A 19624-nucleotide genomic window follows, 5' to 3' on the forward strand; every position below is an offset into this window, starting at 1 on the left:
ATGAAGGAATATAAGACAATCAGCGAGATCGCAGGCCCGCTCGTTTTCGTCAGGAAAACGGAGCCTGTAAGCTTTGAGGAGCTTGTCAACATCCAGCTCTCAGATGGTAGCATAAAGAGGGGTCAGGTCCTTGACACCTCAAACGATCTGGTAGCCGTCCAGGTTTTCGAAGGTACTGCAGGCATCAGCCGTGACAGCGGTGTAAGGTTCCTCGGCGAGACTATCAAGATGCCCGTGAGCCAGGACATGCTGGGCAGGATACTTTCGGGAGCAGGCGAGCCGCTCGACGGCGGACCGTCCATCATACCCGAAAAGAAGCTTGACATAGTCGGCGCAGCCATCAATCCGTACTCCAGGAGACAGCCCAAGGACTTTATCCAGACCGGTATATCGACCATCGACGGTATGAACACCCTCGTCAGAGGACAGAAACTCCCGATCTTCTCGGGATCAGGTCTTCCGCACAACGAGATCGCTCTGCAGATCGCCCGTCAGGCAAAAGTGGTAGGATCCACCGAGCCGTTCGCAGTAGTATTCTGTGCGATGGGTATCACCGCAGAAGAAGCGCAGACCTTCATGAAGGACTTCGAGAGGACAGGCGCTCTTGAAAGGGCAGTAGTGTTCATGAACCTCGCGGACGACCCGGCCATCGAAAGGATCATCACCCCGAGGCTGGCATTGACCACCGCAGAGTACCTGGCATTCGAGCACGACATGCATGTGCTTGTCATTTACACTGACATGACCAACTACTGTGAGGCATTAAGACAGATCGGTGCAGCAAGAGAAGAGGTGCCCGGAAGACGTGGTTACCCCGGTTACATGTACACCGACCTTGCGATGCTTTACGAGCGTGCAGGCATCATCGAAGGCAAGAAGGGTTCCATCACCCAGCTGCCTATCCTTACCATGCCCGGTGACGACATCACTCACCCGATCCCTGACCTTACAGGCTACATTACCGAAGGACAGATCGTCATTGCGAGAGAGCTTCACCGTAAGGGTATCTACCCGCCCATCAACGTATCACCGTCACTGTCGAGGCTTATGAACCTCGGTATAGGCGCGGGCAAGACCAGGGAAGACCACAAAGCAGTGTCCGACCAGTGTTACTCGGCATATGCAGAAGGTAAGGACCTTAGAGGCCTCGTGGCTATCGTCGGTAAGGACGCACTGTCCGAGAGAGACAGGAAATTCCTTGACTTCGCCGATGCGTTCGAGGACAAGTTCGTCAGGCAGGGCCGTGAAGAGGACAGGACCATCGAACAGACCCTTGACCTCGCATGGGAACTGCTCACGATGCTTGCGGTCACCGACCTTACGAAGATCGATAACAAGTACATCGAGAAGTATCACCCCTCGATGAAGAAAAAATAAGACAGGTGGGTTAAATGGCTATTAAGGACAACATCAAGCCGACTCGTTCCGAGCTTCTTGAGCTTAAGAAGAAGATCGCTCTCTCGAAGAGCGGCCATAAGCTCCTGAAGATGAAGCGTGACGGCCTCATCATGGAATTCTTCGAGATCATGGAGAAGGCAAAGAACGCAAGGAGCGAGCTCCAGAAGTGCTACGATGATTCGACCCGTAAGATAGCCATTGCCAGAGCCGTTGAGGGTAATGTGGCCGTTACATCGGCTGCGTTCTCCCTTAAAGAGAAGCCTGAGATCACTCTCGAAAGCAAGAACGTGATGGGTGTCATCGTCCCGAAAATCGAATCCTCGGGCATCCAGAAGCCGCTCCAGGAGAGAGGCTATGGTGTGATAGGCACCAGTTCGCGTATAGACGAGGCCGCCGAAGCTTACGAGAAACTGGTCGAACAGATCATCATATCCGCAGAGATCGAATCCGCCATGAAAAAGCTTCTCGATGACATTGAGAAGACCAAGAGGCGTGTCAACGCGCTTGAGTTCAAGGTCATCCCGGAGCTTCTAGAGGCTGAAAAGTTCATCAAGCTCAGGCTTGAGGAAATGGAACGTGAAAACACATTCCGTCTTAAAAAGATCAAAGCATAAACACTATGACTACGCTGGAGAAAAGACTGGAGGAATTCTGGGATGTACCTGAAAACAGGGGCCGTGTCCTCATGGTGCTCTGGTACAGCTCTCTGGGTATGCTAGTGCTCGGCTATCTGATAATGGCCTATCTGTTATTTGTGGAATGAAAAAGTTGGGGTTTTACTCCAACATTTTTTAATTATTTTACATTTGATCTTTTATTCTGTTTAACCAATTGATATTCTGGTGAAATATCCCCTGTTAGTTCCTTTGTATTATCAGGTTCATTTACAGAAAAATGTCTTTTCTTTCACATAATGTAAGTTTTTATTTGTAATCATTTTTTTATAGTTGTGAATCTAATATTTTAATATGTCCGGTTATCGCGCTTTTCCGCCAATTTCAACAGCGTTTGAGAAGACAAAGAAAATACTGTTTGAGCCGTTCAACGTCATAACATGGATAAAACTGGCGATAATAGTGTTTTTTATTGGCTCTAGCGGAAGCCGCTTAAGCAATACCGGACAGTACAGAACAGGCCCCTATGATGACTATTCAGGTATAGGGAGATCACTGTCAGATATATCATCAGATACTAACCTGATGATAGCCATAATCGCTTTAATATTGCTGGTCTTAATACTGGCTCTCGTATTGTTCTATTTACGAGGCGTTTTCTCATTCGTTTTCATCCGCGCACTTACCACATTTGACGTAAGGATATTGAAACCATTCAGGGAGAATATGGGAAGAGGGTTTAAAATATTCCTTTTTAACCTGTTCATCGTCATCATTTCGATCGTTTTAGCGATCATACTGATAGGCATCATGGTTTTCGCTATCGTTACAGCCGTTAACACCGGACTTGGCTCATTACCGGCTATACTTCTGGTATGGTTCCTTGCGTTCATAGCTTTATTCGCATTGCTTGCGCTTATCGTCCTCCTATTTTTGATGACGATCGTCGCAGGTTTTACCTATGATTTCGTAGCTCCCCTGATGTACTTTAAAGATATGGGAGTTATCGACGGATGGAAGTACCTCTGGAAGATAATAAAAAGCGCTCCGGACCAGTTCGTCGTATATGTGCTTACGAGATGGGCGCTTGAGTTCGTCGTTGGCATCCTGTTATTTATCCTTATGCTGCCGATCATATTCCTGATGGTGGCAGTTGCGATATTGAGCGCTTTGGTCGCCGCGGCGCTATCGCAGGTATCAGTATATTTAATGATGTTCTTCATCGGGCTGCTTATACTGGCAATACTGCTCGGCGTTTTGATACTGCTGTTCATATCGATGCCGGTGGCAGTTTACTTCAGGTATTATTCGCTTGATTTCCTAAAAGAAATGGACAATACTGCTGTAGTTTATTAAACATTTATTATGTTTTTTAATGCAGTTTTATCGTTTTTGATTTTAGTCATGTGCTAATGGCCAGTAGTACTTTTTAATATTAGATCTAGCACTTGACATGAGAAGTGTCAGTTACATTTTGTTTGCTGACAGGAAAAAACTTAAAAGAAGTATGCTATGTACATTAAACATAAAAATTACGGAAAAGGACACATAGAGTTTTGGTGTTATATTTTTACACTCTACACTCTAAGCATTATCCGGGATATAAACTCAAAACATGCACAGGAAATATATTCTTACTTTTCAAGTTTTTCCAGGTCCTTATGCTTGTAGATATCCATGCATCTGTGTGAGCAGAAACTCCTGCCCCCGTACTTCTCAACCTTCTTACCCGCCAAAGGCTTTTTACAGGTTGCGCACTCTTTAGCTCCGAATAAGCCTCCGAACATATGATGAATCACCATTAAATATATAGCACTATTAGAACATAAAACCGACGTGGTTAGTACTGATGCTCACAAAAAGAATTATCCCGTGCCTTGATGTAACGTTCGGCCCAGGCGGAGGGTGTGTCGTAAAGGGCGTAGAGTTCGTCAACCTGCGTAACGCGGGCGACCCGGTGGAACTGGCTCGCCGCTATAACGAGCAGGGCGCCGATGAACTCGTGTTTTTGGATATAACCGCTTCTCACGAGGGCAGGGCGACAATGATCGATGTCATTGAGCGGACCGCGAACGAAGTGTTCATACCGATGACCGTCGGCGGCGGAATAAAGACCATAGACGACATCCGAAATATTCTCCGCGCGGGCGCCGATAAGATCACTGTCAACACTACTGCAGTGAAGGACCCGCAGTTCATCAAGAAGTCATCCGACCTGTTCGGTTCCCAGTGTATCGTGACGGCCATTGACTGCAGGAGCAACACGAACATAGACGACCCTAAAGCCGTTAATATCCTGGAGAGAAAGGATGGCGTCCCCGTATGGTATGAGGTCGTCATCTACGGCGGCAGGACTCCTACGGGCATCGACGCGGTAGAGTGGGCAAAGACCGTAGAGGAACTCGGCAGCGGCGAGATAATGCTCACAAGCATGGACGCGGACGGCACAAAGGACGGATACGACATTCCCATAACCCGTGCGATATCCCGCGCTGTAAGGATACCGATCATTGCTTCGGGCGGTGCCGGCAACGTCGATCATATGTACGATGCTTTCGAGAAAGCAGAGGCAGACGCGGCGCTGGCTGCCAGCATTTTCCACTTCGGCGAATACACTATCGGCGAGGTCAAAGAGATATTAAGAGGGAGAGGCATCCCTGTAAGGCTGTGAGCATATGGAGATAAGCGAGTTCCAGCGGCTGATGAAAGACCTTTATTCCGAGAACGATAAGACCCGCGGCATGGAAAAGACCATGCTCTGGTTCTTCGAGGAAGTGGGCGAGCTCGCCGAGGCCTTGAGGAAAGAGGATAAAAGGGAGATAGAGCATGAGATGGCCGACGTGTTCGCATGGATGGTGTCAATTGCCAACATGCTTGATATAGACGTTGAAAAGGCATGCCTGTCAAAATACCCGATGAAATGCCCCCGCTGCGGCCAGATACCCTGTACTTGCAATAAATAGGACATGCATTTTACAGGGATATAATTTAATTTTTGTTTTTATCGCTTAATGCAATAGCCATTATTTTACTCTTCTGAATCTAATGCGGGTTTACTATTTTTCCATGTCATTGTAAAATGTATATGATGAGGTCGAGATCAACTGCTGATAGGGAGGGGTCGCTGGGCGTCTTAGACCTTGTAGGACTGGGAGTCGGCGGTACCATAGGTTCGGGTATATTCGTCGTACCGGCTGTCGCGGCACAGATGGCCGGACCAAGCTCTCTGCTTTCATGGGTATTATGCTCGATATCTTTCGGGGCAGTGTTAGCGTGCCTTACACTGTTATCGACAAAATACGCTATCAGCGGCGCGTTTTATACATTATTCTTTAAGGCCTTTGACAGGCGCCTTGCAAGGCTCATCATTCTCGACTATGTGATATCCGGCATTTTTGGCATGGCTACGATAGCAGCTGCGATAGGGGAGAACGTGTCTGTCTCATTTATCAATGAAAATATATTTCTTATAGGCATTATCATCCTGTTCGGTCTCATAAATCTCCTGGGTATTGTCATCTCCGCATGGGTCGAGGATGTATTGACCGCTTTGAAGATATTGCCGCTGATACTTGTTTCAATATTGCTGCTGCCTTTTATCGATACGGGGAATTTTACTCCGTTCGCGCCTGCAGGCAACCTTGCTTTTCTCGGCAGCGCCGTCATAGTATACTGGTGTTATACAGGTTTCGAGGTATCTGCGATACCGTCCGGGTCAGTAAAAGACCCGAAGAAAAACGTCCCGTTATCTCTTATGCTTGTCTTTATCATAGTCACGCTGATATACTTCATCGTAAACTTCGTGCTGATAGGCAGCGCCGGCGCGGAGTCTGTCGCGTCGACATATTACCCCTTATCTTACGTGATGGAACGATTTTACGCAGGATCCGGTATATTTGTTCTCGCCATAGCTCTTATCGCAATGCTCTCAGCCCTTAACGCTTATCTGCTCGGGACTGCGACAGTGTTGAAAAGTTTCGCGGCCGGTATAGGATCTTACTTATCAAAAGAAAGTAATAACGGAGTCCCTTATTACGCCATAATAACATGTACCGCTTTGGGTGCCGGGCTTATTTTTTTCTCAAACTATTTCGTACTTCTTGCCAGCATATCTGTCATCATGACCTTGATACCTTACATCTTTTTGTGCTGGGCCGCATTCAGGACATTTAAAGGGCCGGGAATAAGGATAATAGCAATTATAGGAATTCTTTCCAGTATCGCTGTTCTTGTATTTTCCTTTTTGGTCCCGTCATTGCCTTGAGGATCTATAATTTTTCAACACTCTATATCGTCTTTGACCATCATGTTTTTAAAATCCCGGAACTATTCAGATACAATGTCCGATTCGATGGCTTCCAGGGCTGTAAAGAATACGAGTAAAAGTATTAAGGAGCTTCTATTCTCGCCGTTTGATATTATCTTTTTACTTCGGGCTTACTTTGTAACGTCCCTGAGACTGAAAAGCGACGACGGCAGGATATTAGAGATGCAGAGGCTAAAGCCGTTCTATCGCGGCACAAGACTGCTGACCGGGATGGGGCTGATACTTATCGCGGCCGCTTTCTTGCTTCCGTTCAGCGTGATCTTTGTCGGCATGGATGGTTTCTGGAAACTCCTTATCGCATACATGGCCGTATTTTTCATCTTCTCTATCGCAGGGATAGTCCTCGAAGCGGCGCTGGACGCCGTATTCGCTTTAATGTATGTGCACAAGTTTTCTTTTACTACGGCCGTAAGCAAATTCATTAATTATACGAGATCCAACCCGGGCGATTCTGTAAAATATATGGGCGTTAAACTCCTGCTGGACATCTCGTTCATGACAGTGATATTAGGGCTTTTCATGCCGATGATGATAGAAGCGATAATAGTGATGCTAAAGATCACTGCAGAAGTACAGGCAGGGACCGCGGATGTCGGATCAATTGCCTTTTCAGGACTGGCGATAGTCACGATCCTTGGCGCGCTGGCTTTCCTATCCTCAATGATATTGTCGGTGCCTATATCGGCATTTTACGGGTACTATACGGAAAATGCCGTGAAAGATATGATGCCGATTATTATTAGAAAGTGTTAAGGGGATAGCTCAGGTAATTTATTTTTTATCGTATCTACGATCTTCCCGTGTACCTCGTCAGGTTTCCCTGATGCATCTATGACCGCAGCGTTAGGCTTTTCTCCTATCTTTAAAAAGATCTCCCTGACCTTGATCAGGTAGTTCTCGCTTTCGAAATGATCTAAAGCGCTTTTCCTGTTATTAACTATCCTTGAGATGCTGTTCTTTGGATCGATGTCCAGCACGATAATGAGGTCGGGCACCGGCGAGAACTTTTCATTCTCCTCCCTTATCTTTTCCGGATTCAGCCCTTTTGCCCCCTGGTATGCCATATTTGACTGATAATACCTGTCCATTATCACGACATCCCCTGATCTAAGCGCCGGAAGGATATTTTTCTCGACGTCCTCTTTACGGTCCAGCATGAACAGCCTCAGCTCTTCTTCCGGCCCGGGAAGCATATGTTCGGCCGCAAGCCTGTATATCTCTTTGCCGTACTGTCCCTGTGTCGGCTCTTTAAGATGTGCGACATTATGCCCCTCTTTTTCGAGCCATTCCTTTAGCATTTTTACCTGGGTTGACTTTCCTGCGCCGTCAATGCCTTCGATGCTGATCAAGTATCCTCTTATAGACCGGGTCATCCCATCTTCATTGACCTGATAAACTATAAAGGCATCTCTCCTAACTTATATTCATTATAATGAAAAAATATATCTATTAAATGCTTCATTATTAACAATAGAAATAATTATGACGGTAACGCTTTTTTGGAAACTTGCAGGATCTGCTATCATTATGACCGGATCGTTCATGGCTGTTTTTATCGATCCCGTTTATCCGCATAACAATAATGTCCATTTGATAAGCTATGTGGCCGGAATGGCCATGATAATAGGCACGTTCTCGCTTTGTTCTGCGATAAACAAGACATTCCTGCGTTCCGGGGGCCGCATGTCTTTCAAAATTATGCATATCTCCTTTCTATCATGCTGCTCAACAGGCTTTGCATTGATCCTTTCCGTGCATCTCTCTTTAAATTTTTATCCGGTGTTCATTATCTCGCTTTTACTGTTATTGATCTCGGGGCTTTCCACGCTATCTTTTCATTCTAAGGCGGGTGATTGACTTGGTAAGTCTGGTGGAAATGATCATACCCGTATTAGCATTATCCTGCATACTTGTCTTCTATCGAAATTACCAGCATACTGGCAACAATATTTTCAAGTATTTTCTCTTATCGGTCACTTTTCTATCAATACCTGCGATGTTACCTGTTTTATCGATATTCTATCCTCTATCCGAAATGTTAAGTTACACCATTTTATGCATGAGCATGATCTTATGCGGCGCTTCGATGTTCGCAGCTTCGGAGTGGATCAGGTATGTTTTTCAAGGAGCGGGGGAAGATGACATCCTATAAAATGATCGTCGAGTCGGTAAGGTCTATAGACGGATATGCCGGCATGGCAATATATAATGGCGCAGAAGAAATTTTTATCGAAGGCATGCCACCTGAACTTGTCTTGGGCATGATGCGCCTGTATGGTGATATTCCAGGTGTCATGAAAGGCACTTTGAATAAAATGTCTGCCTACATTAAGGGATACTCTATACATGTGTCATGTGTCGACGGCTTGTTAATACTCGTTCGAGTATCCGGCATGGATAATGATATACCGGGGATAGCTCCCTGTGAAGCGGATTTTATCGACCCGGAGCCTCTGCCTGCGCTGCCATCCCGGGAAAAGGCTGCTATGGAAGCTGAAGAGTTACTGAAAAAGCTTAAAATGATATAATGCCCGGATCTTGTATTATTGATCTATGTAAACTATTTATACTCCTTCGACCATTTATGCTTCCCACCATAACTTACAATAAACAATACTTTTCGCTCTTTAATGCCCTTTTTTGAGCATCATTGTTTTATTCCATTAAAAAGTAAATTTTTGTAATTTCTGAATTTTCAAAAAATTTAAATACTTGTCAGGTATCTAAGCAATAGATGACCAAAACGTACTCTGACATACTCAAGGAAAGAGATGCTATACTAAGCACTTTCGAGGCGTTGTTCAAGGTCCGTGGTCTCGGGCCCCTGCACGGCAGGGTGTTCGGAGCCATCATGCTCTCAGTGGATGCGCTGACACAGGATGAGATCGGCGAATTCACGGGATATTCGGTACCGGCAGTCAGCTCGGCACTGGATGACCTTGTCAGGGTAGGTCTTGTCTACAAGCAAAAGAGGCAGGATAGCCGGAAAAACTATTATTCTAGCAAAGCAGACCTTGACGAGATCATGAAAATGATCCTGAAGACTATACACGACGACTATGTAATGGTGGTCCTGAACAGGCTGGAGACCAGCAAGAATAACATGGCCGCCATTGACGAGCCTTTCGCACAGGGGCACATCGAGATAGTGCAGAACTACGAGAAAGAGCTCAGAGATTTAGAATTATATCTTAAAAGATTATTGGAAGTCCCACTGGAGGAAAAAAAGTGATAACCGTTAACAGATTCAAGTGCGGTTACTGCGGGGCATGCGTAAGCGTGTGCCCGAAGAACGCCATTGACCTGGTAGAGACGTTCATCGAGATCGATGAGAACTGCAGCAACTGCAGCATATGTACGAAGATTTGCCCGATGGGCGCGCTGGAGCTGGTGGAAGATGAAGAGTGAGTATGACGTAATAGTCATAGGCGCCGGCCCGGCAGGATCACAGGCTGCACGCGCAGCGGCATCCGAAGGACTGGACGTCCTTCTTATAGAAAAGAGGCAAGAGATAGGCGACCCGGTCAGGTGTGCAGAAGGCGTGGGCAAAGAGGGCATATCAAAATTCATAGAGCCGGACCAGAGATGGATATGCGCCGAAGTGACCGGCTCCAGGATATACTCTCCGGACGGCACAATGGTTGAATTAGCCGAGAAACACTCCGGTAACGAAGTAGGCTATGTCCTCGAGAGAAAGATATTCGACCGCGAGATCGCAAAGCTCGCCGCAAAGGCAGGCGCAGAGGTTCAGGTCAAGACCCAGGCAAGAGGGCTCATCATCGAGAACGGCTACGTCAAAGGCATAAAAGGGATGTACCGTGGCACAGAGTTCGAGGCCCGCGCTAAAGTCGTAGTTGGTGCAGACGGTGTCGAGTCAAGAGTCGGAAGATGGGCCGGTATAAACACCGCCCTGAAGCCGAAGGACATCGAGACCTGCGCACAGTTCCTTATCACTGACATCGACATAGACCCGACATACTGCGAATTCTACATAGGCAGCAAGTATGCGCCGGGCGGATATGTATGGGTATTCCCGAAAGGCAAGAGGGAAGCGAATGTCGGAATGGGCATGCTCGGAAGCCACTTTAAGGGCAAGCACCCGATAGAGTATATCAGGGAGTTCGCAGAGTGGAAGTTCCCCGAAGGCAAGATCATCGAGACCGTCGTAGGTGCGGTTCCTGTAAGCGGAATGCTGCCGAAGCTCTCCGTTAATGGACTGGTGTTAGTGGGAGATGCAGGGCATGTATCTGACCCGATCACTGGCGGAGGTATCATAAACGCTTTAGAGAGCGGTGACATAGCCGGAAAGGTCATAGCGGAATGCATAAAGGCCGGGGACGTGTCTCAGGCTAAACTCTCGAAGTATGATCATGAGGCGAGGGAAAAGCTGGGCAAGATGCTTGACCGCAACTATAAGGTCAAGGAAGTCGTGACCGGCGTTAGCGACAATACCATGAACGCGGTGGCGCACTCGCTGCAGGGTGTAAGCTTTGATGATATTTCGATACCGAAGCTTTTGACTGAGGTAGTTAAGCGCAACCCGATGGTATTAAAAGAACTTGTAGGGCTCTTCTGAGTTCCTACAATACTACTATTTTTCACCACTAAGTACACGAGGGTTACTAAGGTACACTAGCTTAACCACTAAGTACACGAGGGTTACTAAGGTACACTAGCTTAACCACTAAGTACACGAGGGTTACTAAGGTACACTAGCTTAACCACTAAGTACACGAGGGTTACTAAGGTACACTAGCTTAACCACTAAGTACACGAGGGTTACTAAGGTACACTAGCTTAACCACTAAGTACACGAGGGTTACTAAGGTACACTAGCTTAACCACTAAGTACACGAGGGTTACTAAGGTACACTAGCTTAACCACTAAGTACACGAGGGCAACCAGGGTACACTATTTTTTTATTATTTTCGGTTTGGTCATTGTTAATGTTTAAGACTTTATCTCATAATTTTGCATATAATAATGATTATTTGGTGATTGATCATGGATTTCGATGAGAAACATTCCGGTAAAAGGCTTGTTGAAAATGTTCTTAGTGAGAGAAAAGCACGAGAGTATCGTCCTATCCCTGAGGGGACTGAAAGAATAGTGAAAGAAGTTATTGATGCTTGTTTTAGTGTACATTCTGAAACAGGGACGGGTTTGCTGGAAAGTGTTTATGAGGATTGTCTTTTTGAGGAGTTAAGGTTACGGGGGATATTTTCGGAATCTCAGGTCGATATTCCTTTAAACTATAAGGGTGTTAGGATAGGGTCCAGATTAAGGCTGGATTTACTGGTCGAGAATCAGATCATTGTTGAAATCAAGTCTATTGAGTCTATATTACCTGTCCATAAATCACAATTGATAACCTACCTGAAGTTATCCGGTAACAGGATAGGGCTAATAGTGAATTTTAACACTCCACATCTCAGGGATGGCATTTCTCGGATAGTCTACTAACTTTAAAAATACTATCCTATCTTTTTTAAAAAAATTTGTGTTCCTTTGTTGCCCTTGTGTACTTTGTGGTTAGGCTTGTGTTCCTTTGTTGCCCTTGTGTACTTTGTGGTTAGGCTTGTGTTCCTTTGTTGCCCTTGTGTACTTTGTGGTTAGGCTTGTGTTCCTTTGTTGCCCTTGTGTACTTTGTGGTTAGGCTTGTGTTCCTTTGTTGCCCTTGTGTACTTTGTGGTGAAATATAGTGTTTCTTAGTTGCCTTAGTGGTGAGATAAGGGGAATATCCTTTATCAATTAAATGTTTAACATGTCAAAAATAATCTCAAAGCGTTTATCTTAATGTGGATCAAATAATGTATGCTATTAACAATTAACGGAAGAATTTATTTTCATTGACGGTCATTACATTATCCGCATATAATTTACTAAAGAAGGATCCGATATGTCTAACGTAAAGAAATTATTCATTATACTGATAGCCTCGGCCCTCCTGCTTTCTGCATCGGTCTCGATGGCATCCGCCAGCAGTAATGCAGTCACTCATGAGCAGGAGCCGGACATCACAGTCATGATGGGCGCGACCGGCGGGAAGATCTCCGGCGCCAGCGTCTACATCGATGACGTGCTCGCAGGCAAGACCGACTCGAATGGTAACTTCACCTTTGAACAGGCACCGACGGCAGGAAACCATACTATAAAGATCGCAAAGAAAGGTATCGAGGATATTGTGGAGACAGTAGACTTCGCGCACAAGCCGGTCGTCCTTAAGGCAGTGCCTGATTACCCATGTAAGAACATCACCGTATCCGTCACTGACAAGAACACTAAGCACGGCGTCGAGGGCGTCTCGGTAATGTTCGGCGACTTTGTCGCGGGCCAGACTGACGCGAACGGCGAGCTTAAGCTGGACAACTTCCCGCCAGGACTGTATCTAATTAAGTTCAAGGCAGAAGGTTACAAAGACTCTACGGGCCTGCTGATAGTATACAAGGACATGACCTGGAAGTATGTGCTTACACCCGGCATGAGTGCGGCAGAACCCGCATCAGGGCATTAAAAGGGTAAATAATCCTTTTTAATTTTTTGATTTTTCTCTAGGATAAAAAACTATGTTTTCACATTAGTATCATGAATATTTTCAACATGGTGTCATGCAGAAGTTAAATACTACTTTATGAAATTAAGTTTATGGAGTGATAACATAGTATTTAAGGATAGACCCATTAATAGCATTAATCAGGGAGAGTTTTCGTTAATGGAAGTCAGGATCAGGGTATATCGTGGTGAAAAATATCTATGTGCAGAAGGTATGGATGCAGATATTTTTACTCAGGGTAAAAATCTGGAAGAACTGATGCATAACATTATCGAAGCTATCGAATGCTATTATGATGTATCGATAAAAGATGTCACCATAATAACCGAATACAAGGCTGGTACTTTTGCCGAGACTGCCAGTTGTTAGCGGGTATGATGCTGTCAGGCTACTGGAAAAGATCGGGTATCAAAAAGTAAGGCAAAAGGGAAGTCATCTGACACTTAAGAAACTGACCGTGACAGGCGAACATTCGATACAGGTGCCCTTACACGATGAACTTGATAAAGGGACTTTAAACAGTATCCTGACAAGAGTATCGGAGCGTAATATCGTTGAAAAAGAAAAACTGGTCGAATTATTGTCCGGCAATTGATTTTTCAACAAGATAAGAAAGGCTAAATATTTTTAGGATATTTTAATTCTCGCAAAGATGGTCAATGTTTTTAATCTATTAGACGAACGGATACAGGAAGCTCTTTCTAAGCTCGGTATGACTACTCCGACGGACACGCAGGAGAGGGCCATCCCTGTCATACTGAACAACAAGAACACTCTTGTCATAGCTCCCACGGGTACTGGCAAGACCGAGTCTGCCATGCTGCCCGTGATGAACGATATTTTAAAAATGTCCGGCGATGACCGTGCCGGCATCAAGGCGATTTACATCACGCCTCTCAGGGCGCTCAACAGGGACATGCTGAAGAGGCTTAACTGGTGGTCGAAAGAGCTGGATATTTCAATAAGTGTGCGCCACGGCGATACGACACAGCATGAGCGCAGGAAGCAGGTGCTCAAGCCGCCCGAAGTACTGATCACCACGCCCGAAACATTACAGGCCATGCTCGTCGGCCCGAGAATGAAGCACAACCTTCGCTCACTCGCATACGTCGTGGTCGACGAAGTCCACGACCTGGCTTCTTCAAAGAGGGGTACGCAGCTTTCGATAGGGCTGGAGAGGCTGGCCAAATTCTCGAAGTTCAAGAGGATAGGGTTATCAGCTACAGTCGGCAGCCCGGAAGAAGTGGCGAAATTCCTCGCAGGGACTGAAAGGGACGTTAAGATAGTAGAGGTATCCATCGCTAAATCGCTCGATTTCCACGTCACACAGCCCGAAGTCAACCATAGCGACAAGCAAATGGCAAGAAAGCTGCTGACAGACCCGGATATCGCGGCGCAGATCCGGATAATGATAGATATCATAGATAAGAACAAGTCCACGCTGATGTTCGTCAACACCAGGCAGTCGGCCGAGGCAATCAGCGCCCGGTTTAAGAAGCTGGAAGAGAATATCGCGGTGCATCACGGCTCTCTTTCAAAGGATGCCCGGATAGAGGCGGAGGACTCTTTCAAGGAAGGCCGTGTCAAAGCTCTTGTATGCACGTCCTCCATGGAATTAGGCATCGACATAGGCGACATCGACCATGTCATCCAGTACATGTCCCCTCGTGAGGTCTCAAGGCTTTTACAGCGTGTCGGAAGGGCAGGACACCGAATAGGCGAGACATCCACAGGAACTATCATCACTATAAACGAAGACGACTCGGCGGAGGCATGGGCTATCGCTCGCCGCGCCCACGAAGGCGAGATCGAGCGGATGGACCTTCACACAAAATCCTACGACGCCCTTGCAAACCAGATATGCGCCATGGCGCTCGAATACGGCGACATCAGTTCCGAAGAAGTACTGAGCATCGTAAGAAAGGCGTATCCATACAGGGATCTATCCAGAAAGGAATTCGACGATGTCTGCAAACAGCTTATGGAAGAGCGGCTTATCTTCGTAAACCCCGAAAACGGCATGATAAACAAGAAAGGCAAGACCAGAGAGTACATCTTCGAAAACCTTTCCATGATACCCGACGAAAAGCGGTATGACGTATACGACGTCATCAGCGGACGCCAGATAGGGACTCTTGACGAGGCATTCGTCATTAACTTTGCAGAATTAGGCTCGATATTCATCACTAAAGGCGAGATGTGGCGCATAGTGGAAGTCACCGAGGACCGTGTCAAGGTCGAGCCCATAGAGAACCCGCAGGGTGAAGTGCCGTCCTGGACGGGCGAAGAGATACCGGTGCCTTTCAACGTGGCAATGGAAGTCGGCGCTATAAGAAGGATCGTCGAGGAGATGCCCGACGCCTCTGTGAAAGAGGCTGTGGATAAAATAATGTCGGCTTACCCGACCGATGAGTACACCGCCCGAAAATTCGTCGAATATGTCAGAAAGCAGATAGCTGATAATTTCCCTGTGCCTACTGACAAAAAGGTCGTCGTCGAGGATGAGGATAAGACCATAATGATCAACGCCTGTTTCGGGCATAAGGTCAACGAGACGCTGGGGAGGGTCATAACCGCATTGCTCGCGTCAAAGTTCGGCAGCGGCGTTGCGATGGAGATCGACCCATACAGGATAAAGCTTGAACTGCCGCGGCGCATACGAGCGACTGACATCGTCAAGATGATAAAGGACCTCGAACCCATATATGTAGAGCCTATCATTGAAAAGACACTCAAGAACACGATACTTTTAAAATGGAAGATGGTGCACGTCGCCAGGAAGTTCGGCGCGTTATCCAAAGATGTGGACTACGAGCGCATTTCCATGGAAAAACTTCTGAAGGTCTTCGAAGGCACACCGATGTACGAGGAGGCTGTCCGCGAAATATTCCACGATAAGCTGGACATCGACATGACCAAGATGGTGCTCGAAAAGATCAGGAGAGAAGAGATCAAGCTTATACCGGGACGATTAAGCCCTATCGGTAATGCGGGCTTCACCGGTGGAAGAGAGCTGATGGCGCCAGAGACTGCAGACCGTTCCATTATAATGGCGCTAAAGGACCGGATAATGAACGACCACGTCCTACTGTTCTGTCTTACGTGCCAGAAATATTCCGCAAAGAAAAAGGTCATGAACGTCGACGAGTCTCCGGAGTGCCCGATCTGCGGCTCAAAGATGATCGCTGCGTTAAAGCCATGGGAAAAGGACGAGATGGAACTTGTGAAGAAAGCCGCGACTTTAAAATCAGAGGAAGACCGGACAAAAGTTAAAAGGGTATACCGGAACGCGAACCTTGTGCTGTCTCACGGTAAGACCGCTGTGATAGCGCTGGCTTCCCGGGGCATAGGGCCGGATACGGCATCCCGTGTCATTAGAAAGCTGCGGGATGACGAAGAAGACTTTTACAGGGATATTCTAAGGGCCGAAAGGGATTACGTAAGAACAAAACGCTTCTGGGTTTGAAAAATATGGCTATTCTTTTTTGAGCTTTTTTAATTGTTCCTGTCGGATGGCAGGTAGGCACGTAACCTCACAAAAACACAGAACCACTAAATTTTTTTATATGATTTTTTAAGGTCTCTAAATCACAAAAAATCACTCACTAAACCACTAAGGCTCTAGTATCACCGTCAACGCTCTAACATCCCCAACGCCCGGCTCAACGCACTAACCTCTCTAAGTCACTAACGCTAAAACAAGACCCGAACATTCTCTAAAAACACTAAAATTTAATATCCCGGTTTGAGTACCCCTGATCACATCAAGGATTATATCGATCGTGAAACGTCAACCGTGCAATTAAAATTTCGTGCCCTTGGAGAATGTTCGGGTCTTGTTTTAGCGTTAGTGGATTAGAGCACTTCGAGCATTAAGCCGTGCATTTGGGACTTTTGAGCGTTGACGGTGATACTAGAGCCTTAGTGGTTTAGTGAGTAAACCTTAGGGTTTTCGTGACCTTAAAAAATCATATAAAAAAATTTGTGTTTTCGTGTTTTTGTGAGGTTACGTGCCTACCTGCCATCCGACAGGAACAACGTAAGAACATCGATCTGAAAAAGCAAAAAAGTGATAAATACAAACTATGACGTAGCATTAGTCACCGGCGGCACATTGCCGGATGATGCGTTATCGACCGCCATATCGGTTTGATTCACGGATTCTTTCATCGTCGTGTTATCTCCGGTCAAAGATCCCGTGTCATTCGAAGGCGGTACAGTTTCATTGACGCCAGGGCTGCTCGTGCATCCGCTGAGGGATATTGCTAGTGATACGATCAAAAGAATGCTTACTGCCAATAATCTCTTGTTCATTTAACTCCTCCTGATAAAGGCTTTCTCTACCATTCTATTTTTATTCAAATATTTATACAAAATCCAAAAAAAGAACAAGTAATGTGTAAGTAATCAAATAAAAAAACTGTTTTAAAACATATGGTTAATTAATAAGTATAAACGCTTCTTACGCTCTTTGAATCATACCAGCATGAACCTGAACCTGCCCAGTTTAGGCTGTTCAAAGACCTTATATCTCTTTGTACAATCCTCGTTACATAGCTCAACAATGCGGTGATATCTCTCAGGCTTGACTACAGTGTAGCTTCCGTATTCGACCTCTTCGTACGAGTCCTCCGGCTGAAAAACTATGACGTCCAGATAATCTGACGTGTAATAATCCCCGCTGCCGACGATAAGGAAACCTATCCTTACGTGGGTACGGTCGTCCGGCATAAAATAGTAAAATCTTTTCAGGCTGCCGTTGCCGTTCGGCAGGCTTCCGATCAGGTACTTACCTTTGCCTGCAGGGAGGTAAGTGTCTAGAGACATTACTATATAATTATTTTTATAAATATATAACACTTACTTATAATAATATCTCTTTATGTGCCAATTTTTAGCGGCTCGCAGACCTGTTTTAATGTAGCGATAGCCGATAACGCGGCCAGATAGCTCGTTTTCGGGTTAAAGCCCGATGGGACGTTCTCTACATGTGTCTTGAGCTCCCCGAACTCTCCTTTGACCTCTATCTCGTGTATATTTCTTTTAATGGTCGGGTCTACCACGACGTTCACTATAGTCCTGTCAAAACCGATACCAACAAGGCTTAAAGATGCCGCGACATTGACGTTTGCCGGGAACTCTTTTATCGCCACTGACGCCGGGCCGGTATAGATGGTCGTCGGCTCGGTGATCTTATCGATGTCGATGTTATTCTTAACTATGAACGGCGCGCCCCTGAGGCCTTCTCTCGGCTTACGTGTTGTTATCGTCACGGTGTCGATCCTTGCAATTGAGGCGGATTTCACTCCGTCGAGCCCGCATACTGCGCCGGACGGCACGTATATGCTGCAGTGGCAGTTCTTCGCGAGCGACCTTAGCCTTTCCAAAAGCTCTTTATCGGCAAGCGCTCCTACGCTCATTATCATGACGCTTCTGCCTGCGCCAAGGGCAGCTATTCCTACTTCTTTTACCGCGGCCTGTGAAGCGGCCTCCACTACGAAGTTGGATTCCTCCACAAGCTCTTTTAGCGGCAGCACCTTGGGCTTAGACTTTAAGGTGGCGGCAAAGCTCTTTGCCTCCTCCTCGTCCCTGTCCCATATCGCTTCCAGCTTTGCAGGTACGATGCCCGAATCAATTGCCCTGGCGATCTCCTTGCCTATGGCGCCTGTGCCGACTATACCGATCCTGAACATTCTTCTCGCAGGTCTCATATATCTTGATTGCTAAAATCATTTACGGTGTTAAAATGCTGACCGCTTATGAACTGGACAGGTTCCTGGAAGAAGACCTGGGCGAAGACGACGACTCTAACGGGATAGTTCCCGAAGTAAAAGCTTTTGGGAAGATCATTTGCAAAGAGGACGGAATACTGGCCGGAGCGCAGGAGGCGTGTCAGGTGTTCGGGCATCTGGGATTGAAGACTAAAAAGCTCATAGACGACGGCAGTAAGGTCAAAAAGGGCGACGTGCTGATCGAAGTGGGGGGTAATGCGGCGGACATGCTTCGAGGCGAGCGCCTGTCGCTGAACATTTTGGGCAGGATGAGCGGCATTGCCACGCTTACGGCAGAATGTGTGTCACTTGCAGGGGATGTGCGTATCGCCGCGACAAGAAAGACCACGCCCGGCCTCAGAAAGCTCGAGAAAAAGGCCGTTAAGCTCGGAGGCGGGGATACTCACAGGTATGACCTTTCGTCTGCTGTGATGATCAAGGATAACCATATTGCCATAATGGGCATCGAAAGGGCGATATCCGAGGCAAAAATGGTTGCAAGCTTCACCAAAAAGATCGAGATAGAGGTCGAGTCGCTGGAAGATGCCGAGAAGGCCGCAAAGCTCGGCGCGGACATCATCATGTTCGACAACATGGCGCCAGATGTTATCAAGGAAGGTGTCATGAGAGTCAATAAGATAAACCCGAAAGTTATAACGGAGGCCTCGGGCGGCATCACTATACATAACCTGGCGGATTATTCAAAGACCGGTGTTGATGTCATTTCACTGGGCGCACTGACAAGAGATGCCAAATGGCTCGATATAAGCATGGATATAACAATTTAATTAAGGACAACGAAATGATCGTGAAAGTAAACCACTAAGGCCACGAAGGTACACTAGACTGTTAACCACGAAGCGCACGAAGGCGAGTAAGGTACACTAGACTGTTAACCACGAAGCGCACGAAGGCGAGTAAGGTACACTAGACTGTTAACCACGAAGCGCACGAAGGCGA

Annotated in this window: 25 protein-coding genes; 20 read left to right on the plus strand and 5 right to left on the minus strand. The window is 46.5% G+C overall.

All coding sequences use genetic code 11. The features are described 5' to 3' along the window. The 4 genes from CUJ83_RS13505 to CUJ83_RS13520 all read left to right on the plus strand — a co-directional run bounded on the left by CUJ83_RS13505 (position 1) and on the right by CUJ83_RS13520 (position 3368). On the plus strand, positions 1–1377 hold the full coding sequence (locus tag CUJ83_RS13505) for an ATP synthase subunit B (protein WP_230742855.1): 1377 nt from the start codon (positions 1–3) through the stop codon (positions 1375–1377). A 14-nt stretch (positions 1378–1391) separates the two neighbouring features. Further along, positions 1392–2012, plus strand: a complete 621-nt coding sequence (locus CUJ83_RS13510) for a V-type ATP synthase subunit D (RefSeq protein WP_230742856.1) — start codon at positions 1392–1394, stop codon at positions 2010–2012. A 5-nt stretch (positions 2013–2017) separates the two neighbouring features. Next, positions 2018–2161, plus strand: a complete 144-nt coding sequence (locus CUJ83_RS13515; protein WP_230742857.1) for a hypothetical protein — start codon at positions 2018–2020, stop codon at positions 2159–2161. Positions 2162–2366: 205 nt separating this feature from the next. Next, positions 2367–3368: a DUF7544 domain-containing protein gene (locus tag CUJ83_RS13520; RefSeq protein WP_230742858.1), complete on the plus strand. Its 1002-nt coding sequence runs from the start codon at positions 2367–2369 to the stop codon at positions 3366–3368. A 278-nt stretch (positions 3369–3646) separates the two neighbouring features. Here the strand turns inward: CUJ83_RS13520 and CUJ83_RS13525 are convergent, their stop codons facing one another. Next, positions 3647–3799, minus strand: a complete 153-nt coding sequence (locus CUJ83_RS13525; protein ID WP_230742859.1) for a hypothetical protein — start codon at positions 3797–3799, stop codon at positions 3647–3649. A gap of 62 nt (positions 3800–3861) precedes the next feature. Here CUJ83_RS13525 and hisF point away from each other — a divergent pair, with 62 nt between their 5' ends. From hisF to CUJ83_RS13545, 4 genes are all read left to right on the plus strand, one after another. After that, positions 3862–4683, plus strand: coding sequence for an imidazole glycerol phosphate synthase subunit HisF (gene hisF, locus CUJ83_RS13530; RefSeq protein ID WP_230742860.1), 822 nt, complete (start codon positions 3862–3864; stop codon positions 4681–4683). Positions 4684–4687: 4 nt separating this feature from the next. After that, positions 4688–4975, plus strand: coding sequence for a MazG nucleotide pyrophosphohydrolase domain-containing protein (locus tag CUJ83_RS13535; RefSeq protein ID WP_230742861.1), 288 nt, complete (start codon positions 4688–4690; stop codon positions 4973–4975). A gap of 125 nt (positions 4976–5100) precedes the next feature. Then, complete coding sequence (locus tag CUJ83_RS13540) at positions 5101–6276, plus strand: APC family permease (protein WP_230742862.1); 1176 nt, start codon at positions 5101–5103, stop codon at positions 6274–6276. A gap of 75 nt (positions 6277–6351) precedes the next feature. Then, a complete protein-coding gene (locus CUJ83_RS13545; RefSeq protein WP_230742863.1) occupies positions 6352–7092 on the plus strand; it encodes a DUF7544 domain-containing protein in 741 nt (246 codons plus the stop codon). On the opposite strand, the gene tmk is transcribed toward CUJ83_RS13545, so the two are convergent. Further along, positions 7089–7712, minus strand: coding sequence for a dTMP kinase (gene tmk, locus CUJ83_RS13550; RefSeq protein WP_230742864.1), 624 nt, complete (start codon positions 7710–7712; stop codon positions 7089–7091). The two genes, CUJ83_RS13545 and tmk, sit on opposite strands and share 4 nt — an antisense overlap. A 109-nt stretch (positions 7713–7821) precedes the next feature. Between tmk and CUJ83_RS13555 the strand changes: the two genes are divergently transcribed. The 11 genes from CUJ83_RS13555 (at position 7822) to CUJ83_RS13605 (ending at position 16359) form a co-directional block, all read left to right on the plus strand. Then, positions 7822–8196 (plus strand): hypothetical protein, encoded by a 375-nt coding sequence (locus CUJ83_RS13555; protein WP_230742865.1) that lies wholly within the window; start codon positions 7822–7824, stop codon positions 8194–8196. A 1-nt stretch (position 8197) separates the two neighbouring features. Then, the gene (locus tag CUJ83_RS13560; protein WP_230742866.1) at positions 8198–8491 is read left to right on the plus strand and encodes a hypothetical protein; all 294 of its coding nucleotides are present in this window, start codon (positions 8198–8200) and stop codon (positions 8489–8491) included. Beyond that, positions 8478–8867 (plus strand): hypothetical protein, encoded by a 390-nt coding sequence (locus CUJ83_RS13565; RefSeq protein ID WP_230742867.1) that lies wholly within the window; start codon positions 8478–8480, stop codon positions 8865–8867. Before CUJ83_RS13560 ends, CUJ83_RS13565 begins: the two co-directional genes overlap by 14 nt. 206 nt (positions 8868–9073) lie before the next feature. Further along, the gene (locus CUJ83_RS13570) at positions 9074–9571 is read left to right on the plus strand and encodes a GbsR/MarR family transcriptional regulator (protein WP_230742868.1); all 498 of its coding nucleotides are present in this window, start codon (positions 9074–9076) and stop codon (positions 9569–9571) included. Further along, the gene (locus CUJ83_RS13575) at positions 9568–9747 is read left to right on the plus strand and encodes a DUF362 domain-containing protein (RefSeq protein ID WP_230742869.1); all 180 of its coding nucleotides are present in this window, start codon (positions 9568–9570) and stop codon (positions 9745–9747) included. The genes CUJ83_RS13570 and CUJ83_RS13575 overlap by 4 nt, the downstream gene beginning before the upstream one ends. After that, entirely contained in the window at positions 9737–10915 is a 1179-nt protein-coding gene (locus CUJ83_RS13580) for an NAD(P)/FAD-dependent oxidoreductase (RefSeq protein WP_230742870.1), read from the plus strand. The genes CUJ83_RS13575 and CUJ83_RS13580 overlap by 11 nt, the downstream gene beginning before the upstream one ends. A 429-nt stretch (positions 10916–11344) precedes the next feature. Beyond that, entirely contained in the window at positions 11345–11803 is a 459-nt protein-coding gene (locus CUJ83_RS13585; RefSeq protein ID WP_230742871.1) for a GxxExxY protein, read from the plus strand. Between the two features lie 436 nt (positions 11804–12239). Further along, positions 12240–12854, plus strand: coding sequence for a peptidase associated/transthyretin-like domain-containing protein (locus CUJ83_RS13590; RefSeq protein ID WP_230742872.1), 615 nt, complete (start codon positions 12240–12242; stop codon positions 12852–12854). Between the two features lie 198 nt (positions 12855–13052). Further along, positions 13053–13262, plus strand: coding sequence for a hypothetical protein (locus CUJ83_RS13595; RefSeq protein WP_230742873.1), 210 nt, complete (start codon positions 13053–13055; stop codon positions 13260–13262). Continuing rightward, the gene (locus CUJ83_RS13600; RefSeq protein ID WP_230742874.1) at positions 13240–13488 is read left to right on the plus strand and encodes a type II toxin-antitoxin system HicA family toxin; all 249 of its coding nucleotides are present in this window, start codon (positions 13240–13242) and stop codon (positions 13486–13488) included. The genes CUJ83_RS13595 and CUJ83_RS13600 overlap by 23 nt, the downstream gene beginning before the upstream one ends. Positions 13489–13545: 57 nt before the next feature. Next, entirely contained in the window at positions 13546–16359 is a 2814-nt protein-coding gene (locus CUJ83_RS13605; protein WP_230742875.1) for a DEAD/DEAH box helicase, read from the plus strand. A gap of 617 nt (positions 16360–16976) precedes the next feature. Here the strand turns inward: CUJ83_RS13605 and CUJ83_RS13610 are convergent. The 3 genes from CUJ83_RS13610 to CUJ83_RS13620 form a co-directional block, all read right to left on the minus strand. Continuing rightward, positions 16977–17207 carry a hypothetical protein gene (locus tag CUJ83_RS13610; protein ID WP_230742876.1) on the minus strand — a complete coding sequence of 77 codons (231 nt, stop codon included), beginning with the start codon at positions 17205–17207 and terminating at the stop codon, positions 16977–16979. 162 nt (positions 17208–17369) lie between these two features. Next, complete coding sequence (locus tag CUJ83_RS13615; protein WP_230742877.1) at positions 17370–17720, minus strand: hypothetical protein; 351 nt, start codon at positions 17718–17720, stop codon at positions 17370–17372. 53 nt (positions 17721–17773) lie between these two features. Continuing rightward, the gene (locus tag CUJ83_RS13620; protein ID WP_369424397.1) at positions 17774–18586 is read right to left on the minus strand and encodes an aspartate dehydrogenase; all 813 of its coding nucleotides are present in this window, start codon (positions 18584–18586) and stop codon (positions 17774–17776) included. Positions 18587–18639: 53 nt separating this feature from the next. On the opposite strand from CUJ83_RS13620, the gene nadC reads away from it, so the two are divergent. Then, positions 18640–19452 (plus strand): carboxylating nicotinate-nucleotide diphosphorylase, encoded by an 813-nt coding sequence (gene nadC / locus CUJ83_RS13625; RefSeq protein ID WP_230742879.1) that lies wholly within the window; start codon positions 18640–18642, stop codon positions 19450–19452. Positions 19453–19624: the final 172 nt, after the last annotated feature.

It is taken from the genome of Methanooceanicella nereidis (assembly GCF_021023085.1).
Classification (GTDB): domain Archaea; phylum Halobacteriota; class Methanocellia; order Methanocellales; family Methanocellaceae; genus Methanooceanicella; species Methanooceanicella nereidis.

What these genes read in the sequence shown, in the direction of transcription:
- CUJ83_RS13505 (WP_230742855.1), top strand. Translation starts at nt 1, where the DNA reads ATGAAGGAATATAAGACAATCAGCGAGATCGCAGGCCCGCTCGTTTTC.
- CUJ83_RS13510 (WP_230742856.1), top strand. Translation starts at nt 1,392, where the DNA reads ATGGCTATTAAGGACAACATCAAGCCGACTCGTTCCGAGCTTCTTGAG.
- CUJ83_RS13515 (WP_230742857.1), top strand. Translation starts at nt 2,018, where the DNA reads ATGACTACGCTGGAGAAAAGACTGGAGGAATTCTGGGATGTACCTGAA.
- CUJ83_RS13520 (WP_230742858.1), top strand. Translation starts at nt 2,367, where the DNA reads ATGTCCGGTTATCGCGCTTTTCCGCCAATTTCAACAGCGTTTGAGAAG.
- CUJ83_RS13525 (WP_230742859.1), bottom strand. Translation starts at nt 3,799, where the DNA reads ATGTTCGGAGGCTTATTCGGAGCTAAAGAGTGCGCAACCTGTAAAAAG.
- hisF (WP_230742860.1), top strand. Translation starts at nt 3,862, where the DNA reads ATGCTCACAAAAAGAATTATCCCGTGCCTTGATGTAACGTTCGGCCCA.
- CUJ83_RS13535 (WP_230742861.1), top strand. Translation starts at nt 4,688, where the DNA reads ATGGAGATAAGCGAGTTCCAGCGGCTGATGAAAGACCTTTATTCCGAG.
- CUJ83_RS13540 (WP_230742862.1), top strand. Translation starts at nt 5,101, where the DNA reads ATGAGGTCGAGATCAACTGCTGATAGGGAGGGGTCGCTGGGCGTCTTA.
- CUJ83_RS13545 (WP_230742863.1), top strand. Translation starts at nt 6,352, where the DNA reads ATGTCCGATTCGATGGCTTCCAGGGCTGTAAAGAATACGAGTAAAAGT.
- tmk (WP_230742864.1), bottom strand. Translation starts at nt 7,712, where the DNA reads ATGACCCGGTCTATAAGAGGATACTTGATCAGCATCGAAGGCATTGAC.
- CUJ83_RS13555 (WP_230742865.1), top strand. Translation starts at nt 7,822, where the DNA reads ATGACGGTAACGCTTTTTTGGAAACTTGCAGGATCTGCTATCATTATG.
- CUJ83_RS13565 (WP_230742867.1), top strand. Translation starts at nt 8,478, where the DNA reads ATGACATCCTATAAAATGATCGTCGAGTCGGTAAGGTCTATAGACGGA.
- CUJ83_RS13570 (WP_230742868.1), top strand. Translation starts at nt 9,074, where the DNA reads ATGACCAAAACGTACTCTGACATACTCAAGGAAAGAGATGCTATACTA.
- CUJ83_RS13580 (WP_230742870.1), top strand. Translation starts at nt 9,737, where the DNA reads ATGAAGAGTGAGTATGACGTAATAGTCATAGGCGCCGGCCCGGCAGGA.
- CUJ83_RS13585 (WP_230742871.1), top strand. Translation starts at nt 11,345, where the DNA reads ATGGATTTCGATGAGAAACATTCCGGTAAAAGGCTTGTTGAAAATGTT.
- CUJ83_RS13590 (WP_230742872.1), top strand. Translation starts at nt 12,240, where the DNA reads ATGTCTAACGTAAAGAAATTATTCATTATACTGATAGCCTCGGCCCTC.
- CUJ83_RS13595 (WP_230742873.1), top strand. Translation starts at nt 13,053, where the DNA reads ATGGAAGTCAGGATCAGGGTATATCGTGGTGAAAAATATCTATGTGCA.
- CUJ83_RS13605 (WP_230742875.1), top strand. Translation starts at nt 13,546, where the DNA reads ATGGTCAATGTTTTTAATCTATTAGACGAACGGATACAGGAAGCTCTT.
- CUJ83_RS13610 (WP_230742876.1), bottom strand. Translation starts at nt 17,207, where the DNA reads ATGAACAAGAGATTATTGGCAGTAAGCATTCTTTTGATCGTATCACTA.
- CUJ83_RS13615 (WP_230742877.1), bottom strand. Translation starts at nt 17,720, where the DNA reads ATGTCTCTAGACACTTACCTCCCTGCAGGCAAAGGTAAGTACCTGATC.
- CUJ83_RS13620 (WP_369424397.1), bottom strand. Translation starts at nt 18,586, where the DNA reads ATGTTCAGGATCGGTATAGTCGGCACAGGCGCCATAGGCAAGGAGATC.
- nadC (WP_230742879.1), top strand. Translation starts at nt 18,640, where the DNA reads ATGCTGACCGCTTATGAACTGGACAGGTTCCTGGAAGAAGACCTGGGC.